Source organism: Pseudomonas sp. S150 (assembly GCF_004526365.1).
In the GTDB taxonomy this organism is placed as follows: domain Bacteria; phylum Pseudomonadota; class Gammaproteobacteria; order Pseudomonadales; family Pseudomonadaceae; genus Aquipseudomonas; species Aquipseudomonas putida_A.
In genome coordinates, this window is sequence record NZ_CP038207.1 from 3,323,682 (window position 1) to 3,341,756 (window position 18,075).

An 18,075-nucleotide genomic window follows, 5' to 3' on the forward strand; every position below is an offset into this window, starting at 1 on the left:
CCGAAACCCCAATTGCGAAAGCAGTTGGGGTTTTGTTTTGCCCGCAGGAAAGTATTTTCCTGCCAATACAGGCCCTAACTGCTTGTTTTTGCCCTGATCTGACGCGAAATCCAAGCCCGACTGTAGGACAAAACACGACTAGCCATGGTGGTCGGAAAATGGATAAAGCCATGGGCGGACGAGGGCAGTAGATGGATTTCAACCGGTGCTGATTGTTGCCAGCGCTCAGCCAGTTCCAGCGTGTCATCGCGCAGCGGATCCAGTTCACCGGTGAACATCAACGCCGGTGGCAATCCGCTCAAGTCGCCGTACAGCGGAGACAGTGGCGCCTGCCGGCGTTCATCATCGCTCAATCCTGGAGTCAACAAGCGTAGCGCCTCGACCATTCCCGGGCCGTCGAGTACCAGCGTGTCAGCAGGTGCTGCGTGCACGCTTGGGGTGCCGGCGAGATCGTAAACGCCGTAATAGAGCAGGGCGCCGCTGACCCGCTGCAGCAGATCGGATGATGCTTTGAGCGCTAACAGGGTGGCAGCTGCCAGATGCGCGCCTGCCGATTCGCCGACAACGATTACCGGCAGGCCGACGAACTCCGTGCAATCATCGCTCAACAGCCAGCGTGCAGCGCACAGACAATCCTGCATGAGATCCTCAACTGGCGTATTGACTGCCAACCGATAGTCGACCGATACCACCGCCACGTTGCATGCCTTGACCATGCCGATATTAAGGTCGTCGTTCATCTGCGCATTGCCGATCACCCAGCCGCCACCGTGGTAATCCAGCACCACACCTTGAGCCTTTCCTTGCGGGCGGATGATTCGGACGGGTACTGAAGTGCCTTGTGAGTGGACCACAATGTTCTGCGCATGAAGATCATGCTTGAGCGTTTTATCCGCGCTGAGAATCTGACTGGCACGCAGCAATGCCTGGATCAAACGCGGCGTCAGCCGATTGCGGATGCGAAAACGCGGCAGCCAGGCGAGCTTGCGATTGAAGCGTTGCATCTGCGCCAGATCACTATCGCTGAACTCAAGCACATTCTTAGCCAAATCCTTCCTCCTCAGGTTGCAGCGCCGGCTCAATATTCCCCACCTGCGGCAATGTCTCAGGCACCGCCAGCCACAACAGCACGAACGCCACTCCGGCAATCACTGCCAGGGTGAGAAATGCCGCGTTGTAACCGGCCTCCTGCAGCACAATGCCCGCCACGCTGGCACTCAATGCTGCGCCCAAACCAAACACCGTCGAGAGAGCGCCGAGGCTGATGTTGAAGTGTCCAGTGCCCAGCGTCAGGTCTTTCACTACCACCGGGAACAGCGCACCGAAGATCCCCGCGCCGACGCCGTCGAGCATTTGCACCGCTACCAACCAGTAAGGGTCGGCGGATAACGTATAAAGCACGCCACGCAGCGGCAGAATCAGGAAGCCTGCGAGTAGCAGCGGCTTGCGTCCCCACACATCGGCTTTGGCCCCGACCAGCAAGGCGACCGGCACCATGACCAGTTGTGCGGCAACGATACAGGCCGAGGTCAGTGGCGTCGCCATCTGCAAATTGACCTGCGCCAGTTTCTGGCTCACCAGTGGCAGCATCGCTGCGTTGGCCAGGTGAAAGAGGGCGCAGCAGATGGCGAACATCAGCAGCGCCTTGTTGGTCAGCAGCACCGCCAATCCCGAAGGCGCCTTGGCGTGAGTGGCGTCGCTGGGGTCAAGGCCCCGGGCCAGATCATGGTTGATCGCGTTGGCATCGACGAAGCTCACGGCGATAACACTGCACAGCGCCATGACCGCCATCAGATAAAACACCGCCACCGGCCCGAACAGGTACGCGAATCCACCGGCCAGCAGCGCCGCGCAGGCGTTGCCGGCATGGTTGAAGGTCTCGTTGCGTCCGGTGCGTCGGGTGAACGCGCGCGGCCCGGTGATGCCCAGGGTGATCGCCGAAATGGCCGGAGCGAACACCGATGCCGCGGCGGCGCTCAGCGCTTGGGTGATCGCTACCAGACTGAAGGACGTCACGAAGGGCAACACCACGCAACTGCCGGTCACCAGTAACGCGGCAATCGCGATCACCGCTCGTTTACTGCGTGTGTTGTCGACCAGGGCCCCGGCGGGCGTCTGGGTGACAAGGGCGGCAATGCCAGCGAGGGTCATCACCAGCCCGATGCTGGCCGGCTCCCAGTGATGAACGGCCAGCAGGTAAATGGCCAGATACGGCCCGAGCCCGTCGCGCACATCGGCGAGGAAGAAATTCAGGCTGTCCAGCGAGAGGTTGTTGCGACGATCGGTATGAGTGACCACGCTGGCATCTTCAATAAACGAGGTTCGGCGAAATGCCTCAACCTCCGCTAAGTCAGTGACTTGTCGCCAGCGGATTTAGTTTCCTGGCGAATGCCGACGGCACACACTTTTTCGCTCGGCGCTCGCACCAGCAATGGCAACCCGACCAGGGTCAGACCGATACCGAGTAGCGCGCTGGCACTCAGCGGATCGTCGAACTGCATCCACGCCCACAACAATGTCACCGGTGGCGTCAGAAACAGCGCGCCACTGATGCGCTGTATGCTGAATTGCTGCAAGCACAGCCAATAAAATCCGTAGCCACCAAACGTCGAGAAGATCACCAGCCACAGCACGCCACTGACGAAATCCGCAGTGATGGGCGGGCGCAATTCACCCTCAAGGCCAGCCAGCAGCGCAAATACAGGAATCACCGCGCATACCTGAATGAACAGCGCCGTGGTGGCCGGTATTGCAATGCCCGGCCGGGCTTTCTCAAACAAGGTGGCCGCCGCCAGCGACAATACCGCCAGTAACGGCAAGCTGTAGGCCCACAACCCCGCACCGGCCCATTCGACACTCGCGGCGCTGGCCAGCAGCATGCCGATCACGCATAGCGCCACACCCAGCCATTGCCAGCCACGTGTGCGCTGGCCTGGGACGCTGCCGGCCAGCAGCACGATCGTCAGCGGCAACAGATTGGCAAACAGTGACGCAGTGCCAGGCGTGACGCCAAGTTGAATCGAGGCGGCAATCGGTCCGATGTAGCCACCCATCGCGAATAGCCCAAGCAGTGCCTGATTCCACATGTCCTTGCCGCGTAAACCACGCAAGCCGGGCCAGGCGAACGGCAGCAACAGCAATGCCGCCAATACAAAACGCCACAACGAGGCCAGGTATACGCTGCCCTGATCGGCGACGTAGCGATAGCCAATGAACCCCGAACTCCAGCTGACCACCATTGCCATCAGCAGTAAAAAACGAACAGGCATGACGTTCATCGCATGGCACCTGACAGAGGAATGAGTTCGATGATATGAATCAAGCACTGATGCATTCAAACGATACGATCCGCACCACTGATGCAGGAATTCTCAAGCATGGCCGAAGCCCTTGATATCGAACTGTTGCGCACCTTTCAGGCAATCGTGCGCTTCGGGCAATTTCTCGCCGCCGCGAGTTTCCTCAACAAGAGCCCGTCAGCGGTCAGCCTGCATGTGCGGCGTCTGGAAGCGCTGGCGGGCGGGCGCTTGCTGGAGCGCGATAACCAGACGGTCAACCTCACGCCACTGGGTCGACGCTTCGCCCTGCAGAGCGCCGATTTGCTACGCCACCACGATCAATTGCTGGCGAGTTTCAGCACGCCGCTGGCCAGCGGGCGGGTTCGCCTGGGGATTTCCGAGGAATACGCCGGCGCGGTCCTGGGCTGTACGTTGCCGCACCTGTCGGCAGATTTTCCGCACATCGAATTGGAAGTCGAAACAGGTGCCAGCGGTCGGTTGAGTGCGCGTCTGGAACGCGGGCAACTGGATCTGGCGTTGCTGGTGGTCGTCGCAGACGCGCCGCCATCGACGCGTTGCGTAAGGATGCTGGGCCTGACCCAGCCCGTGTGGGTTGCCGCGCACAATTACACGCAGGATCTCACCCGGCCGGTACCGCTGGCCTTGCACGGCAAGGGTTGTCCCTATCGCAGCGTTGCCGTGGATGCATTGAGCGAGCAGGGACGCCGGTGGCGCGCAGTGATTGTCAGCGCCGGTGCCAGCGCGCTGGAAACAGCCATCGAGGCCGGACTGGCGGTGGGCATTGTTGATCGTGCGCAAGTGCGACCCGGCCTGCGCGTGTTGAGCAGTGAGGAGGGGCTACCCGAGTTGCCGCTGCACGAGTTGCGCCTGATGCAGGCACCGGGTGAATTGAGTGAGGCGGGGGAGGTTCTGGTGCGCTTGATCGGTGACGGCTTCGTGTTGTGACGCGTTGAGCGACGGCGGCCTCCGGGCAGGGCCGCCGTCAGTCATTACATCAGTTGATGCGCGGATGCTGCTGCACCAAATCCTTGCGCTTGGCTTCCAGTTCGGCGATTTCGGCGTCGATGTCTTCGATTTTCTGCTCGATGTTGTCGTGATGTTCCTTGAGCAGTTCCTTGGCTTCCTCAAGATCCGACGCCGCCGGTGCGGCACCGCGCAGCGGTTTGTTGGCGGTCTCTTTCATGGTCACGCCGGTGATCAGGCCGACCACGGCAATCACCATCAGGTAGTAGGCCGGCATGTACAGGTTGTTGGTGCTTTCTACCAGCCAGGCCACGGCAGTCGGGGTCAGACCGGCGATCAACACCGAGACGTTGAACGCGGCGGCCAGTGCGCTGTAGCGGATGTGCGTGGGGAACATTGCCGGCAGGGTCGAGGCCATGACACCGATGAAGAAGTTCAGCAACACCGCGAGGATCAGCAAGCCGGAGAAGATCAGGCCGATCTTGCCGCTGTTGATCAGCATGAACGCCGGAATCGCCAGCAGGAACAGGCCGATGCTGCCGACCACAATGAAGGGCTTGCGGCCGATCTTATCGCTGATAAAACCGATCGCCGGCTGCACGAACAGCATGCCGACCATGATCGCGATGATGATCAGCACGCCACGGTTTTCGCTGTAGTGCAGGTTGTGCGACAGGTAGCTCGGCATGTAGGTCAGCAGCATGTAATAGGTGACGTTGGTCACCGCTACCACGCCAATGCAGGTCATCAGACTGCGCCAGTGTTTGGTCGCGACTTCCTTGAACGAGACCTTCGGCCCGCCCGCCAGACCTTCACGGTCGCCTTCTTCGAGTTTCTCGACGTGCTGTTGAAACGCCGGCGTCTCTTCCAGCGCATGCCGCAGATAGAGGCCGATCATGCCCAGCGGCAGGGCGAGGAAGAACGGCAGACGCCAGCCCCATTCGAGGAATTTCTCTTCGCCGATGATCGTCGAGATCAGCACCACCACACCGGCGCCGAGGACGAAACCGGCAATCGAGCCGAAGTCCAGCCAACTGCCAAGGAAACCGCGCTTGCGGTCGGGCGCATATTCGGCGACGAAAATCGAGGCGCCGGTGTACTCACCGCCGACCGAGAAGCCCTGAGCCATTTTCGCCAGCAACAGCAGGATCGGCGCCCAGATGCCGATCGACTCATACGACGGTATCAGGCCGATGGCGAAGGTACTCAGCGACATGATCACGATGGTCGCGGCCAGCACTTTCTGCCGCCCGTATTTGTCGCCCAGCGCACCGAAGAACAGGCCGCCCAACGGACGGATCAGGAACGGCACCGAGAAGGTCGCCAGCGCTGCGATCATCTGCACGCCAGGATCGGCGCCGGGGAAGAAGATCTTGCCCAGTGCATAGGCGACGAAGCCGTACACCCCGAAGTCGAACCATTCCATGGCGTTGCCCAGTGCGGCAGCGGTGATCGCCTTGCGCATCTTGGCGTCGTCGACAATCGTGATGTCTTTCAATCCGATGGGATTGACCTTGTTTTTCCTTGATTTCATGCGGGTCACTCATAGCTGAACGGATTCGATGCCATTGTTTTGCTGGCATGGGTTCTTTCCGTCAGATACAAGAAGACACGAAAAAATTCACTGCTCAGGGCATTTTTGTCGTTCGCACCCGCCAAGACGCAGCAGAGCCCACCCGGCGGCGATTACGCAAAAGCACAAGACGTCAGGCTGAAAACCCGGATAATGGCCGCCAATTCGTTTCTGCTCTCTGGTAAACCCGCATGGAAATCAAGGTCAACTTTCTCGACAACCTTCGACTTGAAGCCAAGTTCGACGACTTCACGGTGATCGCCGATCAGCCCATTCGCTACAAGGGCGATGGCTCGGCACCGGGGCCGTTCGACTACTTCCTGGCGTCGTCGGCCTTGTGCGCGGCTTACTTCGTGAAGCTGTACTGCGAAACGCGCAATATCCCGACCGAGAATATTCGCCTGTCGCAGAACAACATCGTCGACCCGGAAAACCGTTACAACCAGATCTTCAAGATCCAGGTCGAATTGCCAGCGGACATTTCCGAGAAGGATCGTCTGGGCATCCTGCGTTCGATTGATCGCTGCACGGTGAAGAAGGTCGTGCAGACCGGTCCCGAGTTTGTGATCGAAGAAGTCGAGAACCTCGACGCCGATGCGCAGGCCTTGCTGATGCCGCATTCGACCTCTGAAGCGGGCACCTACATTGCCGGTAAAGATCTGCCGCTGGAGCAGACCATCGCCAACATGTCGGGGATTCTCGCCGATCTGGGGATGAAGATCGAAATCGCCTCGTGGCGCAACATCGTGCCTAACGTCTGGTCGCTGCACATTCGCGATGCGCACTCGCCAATGTGCTTCACCAACGGCAAAGGCGCGACCAAAGAGGGCGCGCTGGCCTCGGCACTGGGCGAGTTCATCGAGCGCCTGAACTGCAACTTCTTCTACAACGACCAGTTCTGGGGCGAGGACATCGCCGCCGCCGAGTTCGTGCATTACCCGAACGAGCGCTGGTTCAAACCGGGCCCGAAAGACGAGCTGCCGGCAGAGATTCTCGACCCATACTGCCTGGACATTTACAACCGCGACGGCGAGCTCAAAGGCTCGCACCTGTTCGACACCAACTCCGGCAACACCCAGCGTGGCATCTGCTCGCTGCCGTTCGTGCGCCAGTCGGACGGCGAGGTGGTGTACTTCCCGTCGAACCTGATCGAAAACCTGTTCCTGAGCAACGGCATGAGCGCCGGCAACACCCTGGCTGAAGCCCAGGTGCAATGTCTGTCGGAGATCTTCGAGCGCGCGGTCAAACGCGAAATCCTCGAAGGTGAAATGGCCTTGCCCGACGTGCCGCAGGAAGTGCTGGAGAAGTACCCGAGCATTCTCGCCGGGATCAAAGGCCTGGAAGAGCAGGGCTTCCCGGTGCTGGTCAAGGACGCGTCGCTGGGCGGTGAATTCCCGGTGATGTGCGTGACCCTGATGAACCCGCGCACTGGCGGCGTGTTCGCCTCGTTCGGCGCGCACCCGAGCCTGGAAGTGGCGCTGGAACGCAGCCTGACCGAACTGCTGCAGGGCCGCAGTTTCGAAGGCTTGAACGATCTGCCGCAACCGACTTTCTCGGGCCAGGCCGTGACCGAGCCGAACAACTTTGTCGAGCACTTTATCGACTCCAGCGGTGTGGTGTCGTGGCGCTTCTTCAGTGCCAAGTCTGACTTCGAATTCGTCGAGTGGGACTTCTCGGGGCAGGGCGAAAACTCCAACGCCGAAGAAGCCGCAACGCTGTTCGGCATCCTCGAGGAAATGGGCAAAGAAGCCTACATGGCGGTCTACGACGACCTCGGCGCCAACGCTTGCCGGATCCTGGTGCCGGACTACTCGGAAATCTATCCGGTGGACGACCTGATCTGGGACAACACCAACAAGGCCCTGCAATTCCGCGCCGACATCCTCAACCTGCACAGTCTGAGCAAGGTCGGCCTGCGCAACCTTGCTCAAGGCCTGGAAAACAGCGAGCTGGATGATTACACCGACATCACCACGCTGATCGGTATCGAGTTCGACGACAACACGCCGTGGGGCAAACTAACGATTCTGGAACTGCGCCTGCTGATCTACCTCGCCCTGCAGAAATTCGAACAGGCCAAGGATCTGGTCGAAGCCTTCCTGCAATACAACGACAACACCGTCGAACGCGGCTTGTTTTATCAGGCGGTGAACGTGTGCCTGGAAATGGAACTGGACGAGGATCTGGAACTGGCCGATTACGAGGCCAACTTCCGCCGCATGTTCGGCGACGAGCGCATGGACGCGGCGATCGGTTCGGTCAAAGGCAGTGTGCGTTTCTACGGTCTGACACCGACCAGCATGAAGCTCGAAGGGCTGGATCGTCACCTGCGTCTGATCGACAGCTATAAGAAGCTGCACGCGGCACGGGCTAATGCGGCGGCGTTGAATCGCTGATAGCAGACGGTCACTTCTGCTGAGTAAACCTGTCGTGAGGGGATTTATCCCCGATGGCGCGCAAAGTGGGCCCGGCTTCTTCAACCAATAAAGAAGCGGGCCTGCTACGCAGTCCATCGGGGATAAATCCCCTCACCACAAGTGAGTATTGTGGGGACATGGAGATTCAAGGATTGAAGAGACGGTCGTGAAGTCGAAGCAGCTCAACTTTCTGGTGGCTGACGTCGAGGTGGATTACGAAGGTGTCGGCGATTTCTACGATGTTGCCGGCAGTGGCAACGTCGGTGCATTGGCCGGCGTGCTGGAAGGTTTCAAGGAGGTTTACGGCGGGTTGTAGGTTGGCGGCAAAATGACTCTCACGAATACTGCTGTGTACTTGAACGCCAACGCCATGAACCGCATGGATCAGGACGGCACACTGGACGCCAATCCCGTCTCCGCCGCAAAACCTGCGGGAACCCGCCGCTAATTCTGAGTCCACTGCACAACCCCATGTGGGAGCGAGCCTGCTCGCGAAGAGGGCGTGTCAGTCGCCATCGCTTTCGGCGCTCTCAGCGCTTGCACTGCGCCTGCACCACCTGGCAAGTGTTCGGCGTCCCTCCGGAGCGGCTCGCATAACGCATGCAGTTATTCATCGACTTCTTGCGCGCCATGCTCAAGGTATCGCCCCAGGCCAAACCGCCTTCGCCGGAAGTGGGCACGGCTTTGGCGTAGCAGTTCGAGCCGTTGGTGGCGTAGCGTTTGCTCGAACAGCCGACTGTCAGCGCCAGGGTGGTGGCGAGCAGGGTAAGTAGCACCCAGGACGAGCATTGGCGTGCGGTGATTGTGGTCATCTGGGTTCCTCGTTGGGTCATGCGCATCAATTGCCTCGCCGACAGGCGTTGGGCATTATCCAGCAATCGACAAAAGGAAGCGTCCCCAATGCGTGCACCCACACTACACCTGATGTGCGGCAAGATCGCCTCGGGCAAATCGACACTGGCCCAATTACTGGCTGAGGAGCACCGCGCGCTGGTGCTCAGTGAGGATCAGTGGCTGTCGCGGCTGTATCCGGAGCAGATCAAATCCGTGGCGGATTACCTTCGATGTGCGCGGCAGATTCGCGGCGTGCTGGGGCCGTTGGTGATCGATGTGCTTAGCGCGGGGGTGAGTGTGGTGCTGGATTTTCCGGCCAAATACCGTGGCGGATCGGCAGTGGCTGCGAGGGCTGGCGGATACTGCAAAAGTGCCGCATTGCCTGCACTATCTCGCGGTGGATGACGATACTTGCCGCGCCCGGCTACATGTACGCAATGCGCTGGCGGAGCACGAGTTTGCCGCTTCGGATGCAGAGTTAGATTTGATCACCAGCTACTTTCAGGTGCCGGAAGCAGGGCGAGGGGCTGGAGATCGTCATGCACCGCAATCGTTAGCAGGGCTAGCTCCGCAATGAACTCGGGCGGCGGTCAATCCTGAGTCCACCACATAACCCCTGTGGGAGCTGGCTTGCCAGCGAAGGGGCCGTGTCAGTGGCCATCACTTTGGCAGGCTCGCCCCAATCGCCAGCAGGCCAGTTCCCACAATGATTTCCACCGCCTGATCCACGGAGAGACTCGTGGTGTCGAGCCGAAGGATCGGCTGCGCCCAGGCTTCAAATTCGTGATTCGCCACGGAGGACTAGGTCGGTGATGTCAGGCCCGTGATGTCTGATTGCCGCTGCTCAACCCGACGACGATGCTCACGTCGATCCGAGCAAATCACTTCGATGTTGAGCAACGGCGCACCCGAGCGAGCCGCGATGTCGGCCCACGTCGCGTGCAGAAGTGGATGAAGAACTTGACCTACAAAGCCCACATCCGAACCAGGGCAAATTGCAGATCCACAGTGACGCATGTCCGGCCATCCACCCATTCATCTTCGCGAAGGCGACGTCCGGTATTGGTTTCGCGCTCGCCTTTGGCGATGACCAGGACGAACAGGCGGGTGGGGCATTCGAAAGAGCGCAACCGATCAACATCGGCCCGCACTGACCAATCGCCTTCCAGGCACTTGGCCTGCGAGACATCGCCCAGGCATTTGATTTCGGCGACCATCCTCGGCGCACCGTTGTCGTCCAATGAGTACAGGTCCGCTTTGCGTCGGTCGCCTATCGGCAGATCCGTCCAGATCTCGATCTCATCTTCGAACCAGGCTTGCAGACTGATCTGGGCTTGAATCCAATGCTCGCGGCAACTGTTGAGTTGCAGCACTTGCTCAAGATTCTTCTCCATGCCGCGAAAAGCCCGCTCGAACAAACCGAGCCATTGAGTGGTGTCCATTTCACATTTCCTGTGTCAGTCCATTTGGGGGAGGGATTATGGACGGAATCGCCTTCAACCGAAAACTCCACATTCTTCACCGAACCCTGTAGGAGTGAGCCTGCTCGCGATAGCGGTATATCGCTGACATTTACGTTGTCTGACCCACCGCTATCGCGAGCAGGCTCACTCCTACAGTGGCTCTCCGGCAGATACGGACAAAAAACGCAGCCCACGGCCCAATCACGCAGGCATTTGCGTGCGCAGTCGTTCTGTCATATTTGGTATCAGTTGATTGCAGATAGTAGCCAGCCCAATGCTAATTCCAATGAGGCTGCACTGTGTTTCAACGTCTTGTGTGTTCGCTGTCCGTTCTGAGCCTGTCCATCGCCGCTGCCCACGCCGCCGAGCCTGTGGTGCTCGACACGCCGCGCCTGCAAAGCATCGACAACTTCCGTGATGTCGCCGGCCTGACCACTGCGTATTCCACCGCCCACGACGGCACCATGCGTGGCGGCGTGTTCTACCGCTCCAACGCGATCACGCCGTCGGCAGCGGATCTGGCGACGCTCAACAGCCTGGGCATCAAAGCCGTCTACGACCTGCGCACCCCGAGCGAAATCGCCGCCACGCCGGATACGATGCTGAGCGGTGCGACCTACCAGAACATCGACATTATCGGCAGCACTACCTCGGGCGCGAACATCACCACCGTGTCGTTCAAAAGCGCCGCCGACGCCATCGCCATGATGGAGCAGACCAACCGCGCCTTCGTCAGCGACGCCGGGATGCGCGGTCAATTCGGCAAGCTGTTCAACGAACTGGCTACCACCGACGGCGCACAATTGTTCCATTGCACCGCCGGCAAGGACCGAACCGGCTGGACCGCCGCCGTGCTGCAGAGCATCGCCGGGGTCGATAACGCGACCATCATGGCCAACTACCTGGCGACCAACGACTACACCGCCGCCCGCGTCGCCGCGACTCTTAAAGCAATGCCGCCAAGCATGGCTTCGGTGTACGCGCCGCTGCTCGGCGTGCAGGCCAGTTACCTCCAGGCCGGTCTGGATGAGGTCACCGCCGAATACGGCAGCATGGACAACTACCTCAAACAAGGCCTCGGCCTGTCGCAGGAAACCATTTACGTGTTGCGCGGCAAACTGGTCGAGTACAACAGCCTGCCGGGTCAGGCGGGGTTGATCGGCAACGCTGCTGCCGGTACCGAATTGCTGCGTCAATTGCAGAACAGCAACCTGTCCGGCACCTACAGCGCCTACAACTACTACCTGCAATCGGCGATCGACGCCGGCACCCTCGGCGTTGTCGAGTCCCAGGTCGGCGGCCAGGTTCACGCCGACGCCGCCAGCTACCTGCTGCGGCAGAACGCGTTGATCGAACAAGCCGCCGCGCCTTACGCCAGCGGCACCGATCTGAAAGTCGGCCAATACCGGTTGTGGACCACCGCGCTCGCCGGTTACCTCGGTACCGACGGCTCGTCCCACGCCGAGAGCAGCAACGAACACAGCCAAGGCCTGATGGTCGGCATCACCCAGCGCTTCTCCGAACAACTCAGCGCGCGCGGCGGCTTCGGCTACAGCAAAGGCACCGTCGGCGGCGCGGGCGGCGAGGCCGATACCGATTTCACCTTCTTCAACCTCGGCGCGCGCTACGGCTTCACTAGCCTGGAACGTGGCCTGTTCGTCGACGCCAACGCCAGCGCCGGCTACGTCGATTACGACAGCAAACGCGAACTCGGTGGCGGCCTCGGCGCGGCCAAGGGCGACACTCACGGCAACCTCACCGGCGCGACGTTGGCGCTGGGTTACCGCGCACCGGTCAACGGCATGATCCTCGAACCGAGCCTCGGCGTGCGCATCAGCCACCTCGACCTCAAAGGCTTTAAAGAGAAGGGCAGCGAACTGGCACTCGACATCGACGACAACACCGCCACCCGCCGCAGCACCGTCGCCAACCTCCACGTGGCATTTGCCCCGGTGGCGATGGGCGCCTGGCAACTGGTGCCGGGCGTACGAGTCGGCTACGAACGCACCCTGGGCAACAACGACGTCAACAGCCAGGGCCACCTGCTGGGCCTCGACATCGAACAGCGCGCCGCCTTCGACAACCGCGACCAGTTCAGCGGCGGCGTCAACCTGATGGCCAGCCTCGGCGCGGTCAGCGTCGGCGCAGAAGTCGGTGCCAGCGGCGGTGGTGACAGCCACGGTTTCAGTGGCAGCCTGAAGGCCAGTTACGCGTTCTAAAGCAGGGACAACCGCGCAAGGTCAAGGACGACCACCATTCACAAAGCACCAGCAAAATATGGTGGAGCAGGGAACGGCCAACCCTGAGTCACCGCAAAAACTTGTGGGAGCGGGCTTGCTCGCGAAGAGGCCGTGTCAGTCACCATCACCTCGCCTGACCCACAGCATTCGCGAGCAAGCCCGCTCCCACATTCAGATCCCGGCCAGCCGCCAAACCTGAGCCCATCACATCAGTCGTGTCACCGACCAGCGCCAGTCTTGAGTCCACCAACTAACCCTGTGGGAGCGAGCTTGCTCGCGAAGGCGCCATGTCAGCCAACATCACCTTGGCTGACCCATCGCATTCGCGAGCAAGCCCGCTCCCACATTCAGATCCCCGCCAGCCGCCAAACCTGAGTCCAGCACATCAGCCGTGTCACCGACCAGCGCCAGTCTTGAGTCCACTGCATAACCCTGTGGGAGCGGGCTTGCTCGCGAAGGCGCCATGACAGCCAACATCACCATCAACTGATCCACCAGCATCCCCGCCGATAAACCAATCAACCCCGCCCTCTCAGATGCGCCGGACTCACCCCATACGCCTGCTGAAAATACTGACAAAACCGCCCGACATTACTGAAGCCAAAGCGCAACGCCACCTCCGTCACCGACGCCGAATGCCGCTGCCCCAGCGCCTCGAAAGCGCGCTCCAGCCGCACCTGCCGCTGATACGCCACAATCGACATCCCGACAAACCGTCGAAACCCCTCCTGCAATGCGCGCTGACTGACATTGCTCAACCGCGCCAACTCCACGCCACTCACCAGTTGCTCCGGATGCGCCTGAATAAACTCCATCGCCAACTTCACATGCCGCGGCGCCACCCTCGGTGCCGGCTGGCGCAACGCCTCGGTAAAATTGTGCGGCCACGCCTCCAGCACCGCATCGATCAACATCTCGCGCAACCGCGACGGCATCAGCGTCCCGCTGTTGAGCAACAAATCAAACTCCGTCCCCGTCGCCAGATCAATCAACGCCTTGATCCCGCCAAACGCCGCCGAGTGCAGATCCACCACCGGCTCAAATACAATCTTCTGCACAATGGGCCGCCCCAACAACGCCGCCAACCGCTCCGTCAGTTGCCCCCGATTCACCGAAATCCCGTGCTGCGCGTGATTGTCGAGAAACCGCATCGAGCGGATATCCGCCTTATCAATCGCCAACCCCACTTGCGCCACACCGACGGACTCGGTGCGGTGGTTGAACACAATCTTGCCCGCCGTGGGAATCACAAAAGTGATCTCGTCCTGCGGGTCGGGGAAGGTGACGGTGAAATCACCGTGGTAATGCATACGCCGGAAACTGACCCCGTCGTGCCGCCCGTAGACGCCGCCGATGATGATGTTGGAGGGGATCGGCGGGGTGTCGGCGTAGCGATTGCCGAAGAGCCGGGAGAAGAGGGCGCCGAAGTCTTCGGAGTGGAGGTTTTCGGAGCGGAGGATGATTTTTTGGCGGGGTGGGGCGACGGAGTACACCTTGGGGCACCTTTTGTTGGGGCTCTTAAGTAAGTGGGGAGGAGGCGCAGGGGAGGTTAGCAGGTTGGGGGTGACAGGTTTGTGACGGGAGATTGAGCCACTGGAGGCAGGTTTCCTTTCGACCAATAACCCCCAGGTATATCCAGCAGCAGTCAGATACTTCAGGTTGTTCTTGCTTAGGTTTTATCTAAGGCTTCTTAAATATCTGTTCTGTCATTTTCGTGGTTGGAATGATCAATGACTTTGTGTAATAGGTTTTATATCCATACGCGGTAATGCGTACCTTGCAGGGTATGAAAGCTTTATTGGCTAGTAGCGGTCGGACGGCTTCGTAATCATTCAGATCGAGTTGCGTCCCGTAGGGTCTAGCGTTGTAGAAAACAAGCTCTGAGGTGAAAGTGTAATTTGGTCTGGTTTGGCTGCTCGCATTCACCAGGCCTTCAGCCTTTATATTGATTGAATGCTTGGACGAAAAATCCATATCGCCGTCTAGTGAGCAGATCAGCGTTGGCGTGAGCTGATTAGAGTTCTCGAAATCATTGAATGCGCTAGCCAAATCTACTGTTGAAGTGAATTTCACAGTAAAAAGATTATTCGGTCCTAATTCGAAAGACGATAAAGTAAGGTCGGCGGGCGGGATGTTGGCTGTTTTTACACAGCCAGCGCAGAGAAGTAATGTCAGGTAAACGAAGCCGCGATATAGATTCATTGGCCGAAAATACCATTGATGGAATCAAAAATCAGATCGAGCGCTGATTTTGCTTCCTGAACAGGTTGAATGAACATCCAGTTATTCGGCTTGTCTTGTTTTATCTCTTTGCGCACATTTCAATTTCAGCTTGTGTTGACACTTTTGTGTCAATACCTAATCTGTATTTGCAATAGTCAATGATGTCCTGCCTTTGCTCGTTCGTGAGTTTTTCTACTCGACGGTAATTCCCATCGTTTGCATGGATGTTTGTAAATTTCACACGCATGCTTGGATCCTTCTTAATGAAGAAAACTCGATTGACCTCACCATCAGATACTTCGTTATAGAAGCCCACGTTCAGGATGATTAAAAGCGAGACCAATCCTGCAAATATAAAATATTTCATTCCGCGCCTGGCTTCGGTGGTGGGAGAAGTCCGGTCTTGGTGCGGATGTTTCTGACAAGCTCCATGCCAATGTTGCCGGGGCAGATTTTCCCTTCACTCACTTGGCCGGGGTACTCCCGGTGGCCGCCAAAATTCTTGATCAGAAAAACGTCTTTAAGCACTTTGATCAATCGCAGTAACGAGTCAATCTGTGCCGCAGGTATGACATTTGTTGTGCTAACCCCGAAGTACTCCAGGGTTTCCCTGCCTTTCGCAACGATGTCTCCGCCTTCCTCTGCAGTAGTCAGGTTTTCCAGAAGCACTATTCCGATCACGCCTGTGTTGAACAGGTGAACGTTCGACCCTAGAAACCTGATGTCACGGCCTTCGAGAACCGTTCCGTCGCAAGCGATCCCATAGTGGTAGCCGATATCGTCAAAGCCGTTACCCATGTGATGGGATTGAACGCCTTTCATCTGCTTGCTTCCGCCTGGAGTGCATTCGTATGAGCGCCCGGCATGATGCAGAGCAATCATTGAATAGTCCCAATCCTTTTCCATGTCAGGTTTGGCCTTGGCCGCTCCCCAACTAGAGCGTTCGGTAAAGACGCCACCTGCCTTTCGAAAGCTTTGAATGATCGCTTCGCGTGTCGCCGCACGATCATCGACTTTTACCGGGATGGGGCACATGAACTCGCCGGGTTTGATTTTTTGAGCGGTCGCTTTCGTTGAGAAATTGTCAGCCATTACTGCCCCTCCGACAGTTCGTCGAGTGTTCTTGCCGGAGCATTAAATATGACGTGCAGAGAGATTTTTGAGTCTTTCGATGGCGCCTTTACGTGAGCAACTCCATTTGCATCCGTGACGCCCGTGATTTTTACCCCGTCGATGGTTGCAACAAAATCCCTGAGTGCCAATGGCTCACCGGTCTCGCTATTGAGCACGCTGAATGATTGACCAAAGGTATTAGGCAGGACTAACGGCAGTGGAGGCGTAAACGGCGCGGGAGTATGCGAATTGCCAATGATTACGGTACCGGAGCCACTGATGACATTGTTGCCATGAGCCCCCGTGCTACCCAAGGTTGCTGCGGGCAAGCCATTGATGAGAACCGTGGAGGCGACGTCTCCGACAATTGCGCTCCCACATGCGCTCTTGTCAGTCTGTCGTGCGGCAGCCAAGCCATCGAAGAAAACGTCTGGAGACCCAGAGGCTATTGGGTTGACTCCGTGCCCTGGTAGTGGGCAGGACGTGGGATCGGTAATACGAGCGGCAGGTTTGCCCGACATCTTGAACATCCTTGTAGAAGTAACGGCAGTCGAAGTCTGGCATAGAGGCAGGCTGCAAACCATAGCAGGGCGATCTTGAGCTTTCGGAGCGAGATGTTGGGAATCTGAGAATTCGCCTATCGGTTCGTCCTGAAGGCAGATGCCTAACGCGTTCCTGTTTCTAGTTAGTCCCTCCGTGGCGACCTATTTAACGCCGCCAAGGAGGGAGCGTTCGTTATGCCGTCGGCACAACATTATCCAACGCCTGATTCACCGCCAGTTCCCCCAGCATCACCACCTGCGCAATGCCCAGCAGCGTCTTGCGAATCGGCCCCTCCACCAGCGCGGCCACATCCCCCAACATCACCGTTGCCGAACCCAGTGATTCACTGGCGTTCGCCAGCAATTCCTCGGTGGCGATTTTGGGGTTGGCCAGGAACATGGCGTTGGGTGTGTAGGGCGTGGCCATGATTTGGCTGGCGGGGTTCAGGTAGTGGTCGAGGGCGCGTTCGGCGGCTTCGCTGAGTTTTCGGGAATCGGAGGATTCGTAGGGTGAGACCGTTTCGGTTACGGGTGGGTTTGGTGTGACCTTGAACATAGTGACGCTCCATATGTGGCTAAGGGAACCATCACATTCGCTACCAAACGAGGGTGGTGGCCATTACGAAGGTTGGTAGACCGGCACACATGGAAAAACCGGCGCGCTCGAAAGCGCCCTGCGCATGGCCACCATAAAACACAGGCGCCAGAAGGGCATCTGCGTAAGGTGACGTTTTGCGCCATGTGTGAAACCGGGCTACCAAACCCGATCGCTGCTTTATCAGCGACCGACCCACGATAGAACCCGCACTCTAGGCGCACAAGCCGGCGGATTCTGGCGTAGTCGTAGGCAATGGCGCAAGGCGTTGTAGCCTTGGGGACGTAACACCGGGTGTCATATAAACAACTCTGTTTAAACGCGTCATCGCGCGCCATTGGTAGGGTCGCCCTCGGCCAGCATGTGTTTCATGTATTCGCGTTCTGGCGCGCCGGGCAGGACGCCGGTGGTGATAGCTTCGAGCACGGTGATGTGTTGTTCGTTGAAGACGCTGACTTCGGCTGTTGCGTGGCCTCGCTCGTCGATGCTGGTGATGAGCCCAGTGGCAGGTGATGGTTTCGCCGGGATAGACGGGGCGCTTGAACTGGAGGTTCATGCCGGTGGCGAGCCAGCCGATCTGGCCGCCGATTTCGGTCATCAGGCTGGCCGTGAGCAGGCCGTGGGTGATCGGCGCTTTGAATGCTCGCAGTTGCGCATAGTGCGCGTCGCAGTGGACGGGGTTGTAGTCGCGGGACAGTTGCGCGAAGTGATGGACGTCGTCGGGTGTGAAACGGCGGACGACGTTGAAGCGGTCGCCCACCTTGAGGCCTTCGGCGGCGCGTTGTCTCGGGGTTTGCATGGGGGCCTCCTGCT

The 18,075-nt window shown here is 58.9% G+C and carries 15 protein-coding genes and 2 pseudogenes; 5 read left to right on the plus strand and 12 right to left on the minus strand.

Annotated features, from left to right (window positions below; translation table 11 throughout):
* Nucleotides 1–74: 74 nt before the first annotated feature.
* Genes E3Z29_RS15130 through E3Z29_RS15140 form a run of 3 tightly spaced genes read right to left on the minus strand, consistent with a single transcriptional unit; the run spans nt 75 to nt 3,278 of the window.
* Complete coding sequence (locus E3Z29_RS15130; RefSeq protein WP_134787570.1) at nt 75–1,004, minus strand: alpha/beta hydrolase fold domain-containing protein; 930 nt, start codon at nt 1,002–1,004, stop codon at nt 75–77.
* A 37-nt stretch (nt 1,005–1,041) separates the two neighbouring features.
* Complete coding sequence (locus E3Z29_RS15135; RefSeq protein ID WP_134786160.1) at nt 1,042–2,298, minus strand: MFS transporter; 1,257 nt, start codon at nt 2,296–2,298, stop codon at nt 1,042–1,044.
* A 47-nt stretch (nt 2,299–2,345) separates the two neighbouring features.
* Complete coding sequence (locus tag E3Z29_RS15140) at nt 2,346–3,278, minus strand: DMT family transporter (RefSeq protein ID WP_256662000.1); 933 nt, start codon at nt 3,276–3,278, stop codon at nt 2,346–2,348.
* A 99-nt stretch (nt 3,279–3,377) separates the two neighbouring features.
* Between E3Z29_RS15140 and E3Z29_RS15145 the strand changes: the two genes are divergently transcribed.
* Nucleotides 3,378–4,244: a LysR substrate-binding domain-containing protein gene (locus tag E3Z29_RS15145; protein ID WP_134786161.1), complete on the plus strand. Its 867-nt coding sequence runs from the start codon at nt 3,378–3,380 to the stop codon at nt 4,242–4,244.
* A gap of 49 nt (nt 4,245–4,293) precedes the next feature.
* Here E3Z29_RS15145 and proP read toward each other — a convergent pair whose 3' ends face one another.
* Nucleotides 4,294–5,796, minus strand: a complete 1,503-nt coding sequence (proP, locus tag E3Z29_RS15150; protein ID WP_134786162.1) for a glycine betaine/L-proline transporter ProP — start codon at nt 5,794–5,796, stop codon at nt 4,294–4,296.
* Nucleotides 5,797–6,026: 230 nt separating this feature from the next.
* Between proP and E3Z29_RS15155 the strand changes: the two genes are divergently transcribed.
* Entirely contained in the window at nt 6,027–8,231 is a 2,205-nt protein-coding gene (locus E3Z29_RS15155) for an OsmC domain/YcaO domain-containing protein (protein ID WP_134786163.1), read from the plus strand.
* 187 nt (nt 8,232–8,418) lie between these two features.
* On the plus strand, nt 8,419–8,568 hold the full coding sequence (locus tag E3Z29_RS29645) for a hypothetical protein (protein WP_256662001.1): 150 nt from the start codon (nt 8,419–8,421) through the stop codon (nt 8,566–8,568).
* A 214-nt stretch (nt 8,569–8,782) separates the two neighbouring features.
* On the opposite strand, the gene E3Z29_RS15165 is transcribed toward E3Z29_RS29645, so the two are convergent.
* A complete protein-coding gene (locus tag E3Z29_RS15165; protein ID WP_027613788.1) occupies nt 8,783–9,064 on the minus strand; it encodes a hypothetical protein in 282 nt (93 codons plus the stop codon).
* Nucleotides 9,065–9,152: 88 nt separating this feature from the next.
* Between E3Z29_RS15165 and E3Z29_RS15170 the strand changes: the two are divergent.
* Nucleotides 9,153–9,643 (plus strand): annotated as a pseudogene (locus tag E3Z29_RS15170) (AAA family ATPase).
* A gap of 408 nt (nt 9,644–10,051) precedes the next feature.
* Here E3Z29_RS15170 and E3Z29_RS15175 read toward each other — a convergent pair.
* Nucleotides 10,052–10,528: a hypothetical protein gene (locus tag E3Z29_RS15175; protein WP_098968357.1), complete on the minus strand. Its 477-nt coding sequence runs from the start codon at nt 10,526–10,528 to the stop codon at nt 10,052–10,054.
* Between the two features lie 320 nt (nt 10,529–10,848).
* Between E3Z29_RS15175 and E3Z29_RS15180 the strand changes: the two genes are divergently transcribed.
* Nucleotides 10,849–12,768: a tyrosine-protein phosphatase gene (locus E3Z29_RS15180; RefSeq protein ID WP_134786164.1), complete on the plus strand. Its 1,920-nt coding sequence runs from the start codon at nt 10,849–10,851 to the stop codon at nt 12,766–12,768.
* A gap of 539 nt (nt 12,769–13,307) precedes the next feature.
* On the opposite strand, the gene E3Z29_RS15185 is transcribed toward E3Z29_RS15180, so the two are convergent.
* From E3Z29_RS15185 to E3Z29_RS15220, 6 genes and pseudogenes are all read right to left on the minus strand, one after another.
* On the minus strand, nt 13,308–14,282 hold the full coding sequence (locus E3Z29_RS15185) for a helix-turn-helix transcriptional regulator (RefSeq protein WP_134786165.1): 975 nt from the start codon (nt 14,280–14,282) through the stop codon (nt 13,308–13,310).
* A 187-nt stretch (nt 14,283–14,469) separates the two neighbouring features.
* On the minus strand, nt 14,470–14,991 hold the full coding sequence (locus E3Z29_RS15190) for a hypothetical protein (protein WP_098968361.1): 522 nt from the start codon (nt 14,989–14,991) through the stop codon (nt 14,470–14,472).
* A 384-nt stretch (nt 14,992–15,375) separates the two neighbouring features.
* Entirely contained in the window at nt 15,376–16,104 is a 729-nt protein-coding gene (locus tag E3Z29_RS15205; protein WP_098968363.1) for a peptidoglycan recognition family protein, read from the minus strand.
* Nucleotides 16,104–16,646 (minus strand): PAAR domain-containing protein, encoded by a 543-nt coding sequence (locus E3Z29_RS15210; protein ID WP_098968364.1) that lies wholly within the window; start codon nt 16,644–16,646, stop codon nt 16,104–16,106. Before E3Z29_RS15210 ends, E3Z29_RS15205 begins: the two co-directional genes overlap by 1 nt.
* Before the next feature lie 214 nt (nt 16,647–16,860).
* Nucleotides 16,861–17,223, minus strand: a complete 363-nt coding sequence (locus E3Z29_RS15215) for a DUF6124 family protein (protein WP_134786166.1) — start codon at nt 17,221–17,223, stop codon at nt 16,861–16,863.
* A 363-nt stretch (nt 17,224–17,586) separates the two neighbouring features.
* Nucleotides 17,587–18,061: pseudogene (locus tag E3Z29_RS15220) on the minus strand (MaoC family dehydratase).
* Nucleotides 18,062–18,075: the final 14 nt, after the last annotated feature.

Excerpts from the sequence above, each read along its gene's own strand:
- E3Z29_RS15130 (WP_134787570.1), bottom strand. The coding sequence starts at position 1,004 with ATGCAACGCTTCAATCGCAAGCTCGCCTGGCTGCCGCGTTTTCGCATC.
- E3Z29_RS15140 (WP_256662000.1), bottom strand. The coding sequence starts at position 3,278 with ATGAACGTCATGCCTGTTCGTTTTTTACTGCTGATGGCAATGGTGGTC.
- E3Z29_RS15145 (WP_134786161.1), top strand. The coding sequence starts at position 3,378 with ATGGCCGAAGCCCTTGATATCGAACTGTTGCGCACCTTTCAGGCAATC.
- proP (WP_134786162.1), bottom strand. The coding sequence starts at position 5,796 with ATGAAATCAAGGAAAAACAAGGTCAATCCCATCGGATTGAAAGACATC.
- E3Z29_RS15155 (WP_134786163.1), top strand. The coding sequence starts at position 6,027 with ATGGAAATCAAGGTCAACTTTCTCGACAACCTTCGACTTGAAGCCAAG.
- E3Z29_RS15165 (WP_027613788.1), bottom strand. The coding sequence starts at position 9,064 with ATGACCACAATCACCGCACGCCAATGCTCGTCCTGGGTGCTACTTACC.
- E3Z29_RS15175 (WP_098968357.1), bottom strand. The coding sequence starts at position 10,528 with ATGGACACCACTCAATGGCTCGGTTTGTTCGAGCGGGCTTTTCGCGGC.
- E3Z29_RS15190 (WP_098968361.1), bottom strand. The coding sequence starts at position 14,991 with ATGAATCTATATCGCGGCTTCGTTTACCTGACATTACTTCTCTGCGCT.
- E3Z29_RS15205 (WP_098968363.1), bottom strand. The coding sequence starts at position 16,104 with ATGGCTGACAATTTCTCAACGAAAGCGACCGCTCAAAAAATCAAACCC.
- E3Z29_RS15210 (WP_098968364.1), bottom strand. The coding sequence starts at position 16,646 with ATGTCGGGCAAACCTGCCGCTCGTATTACCGATCCCACGTCCTGCCCA.
- E3Z29_RS15215 (WP_134786166.1), bottom strand. The coding sequence starts at position 17,223 with ATGTTCAAGGTCACACCAAACCCACCCGTAACCGAAACGGTCTCACCC.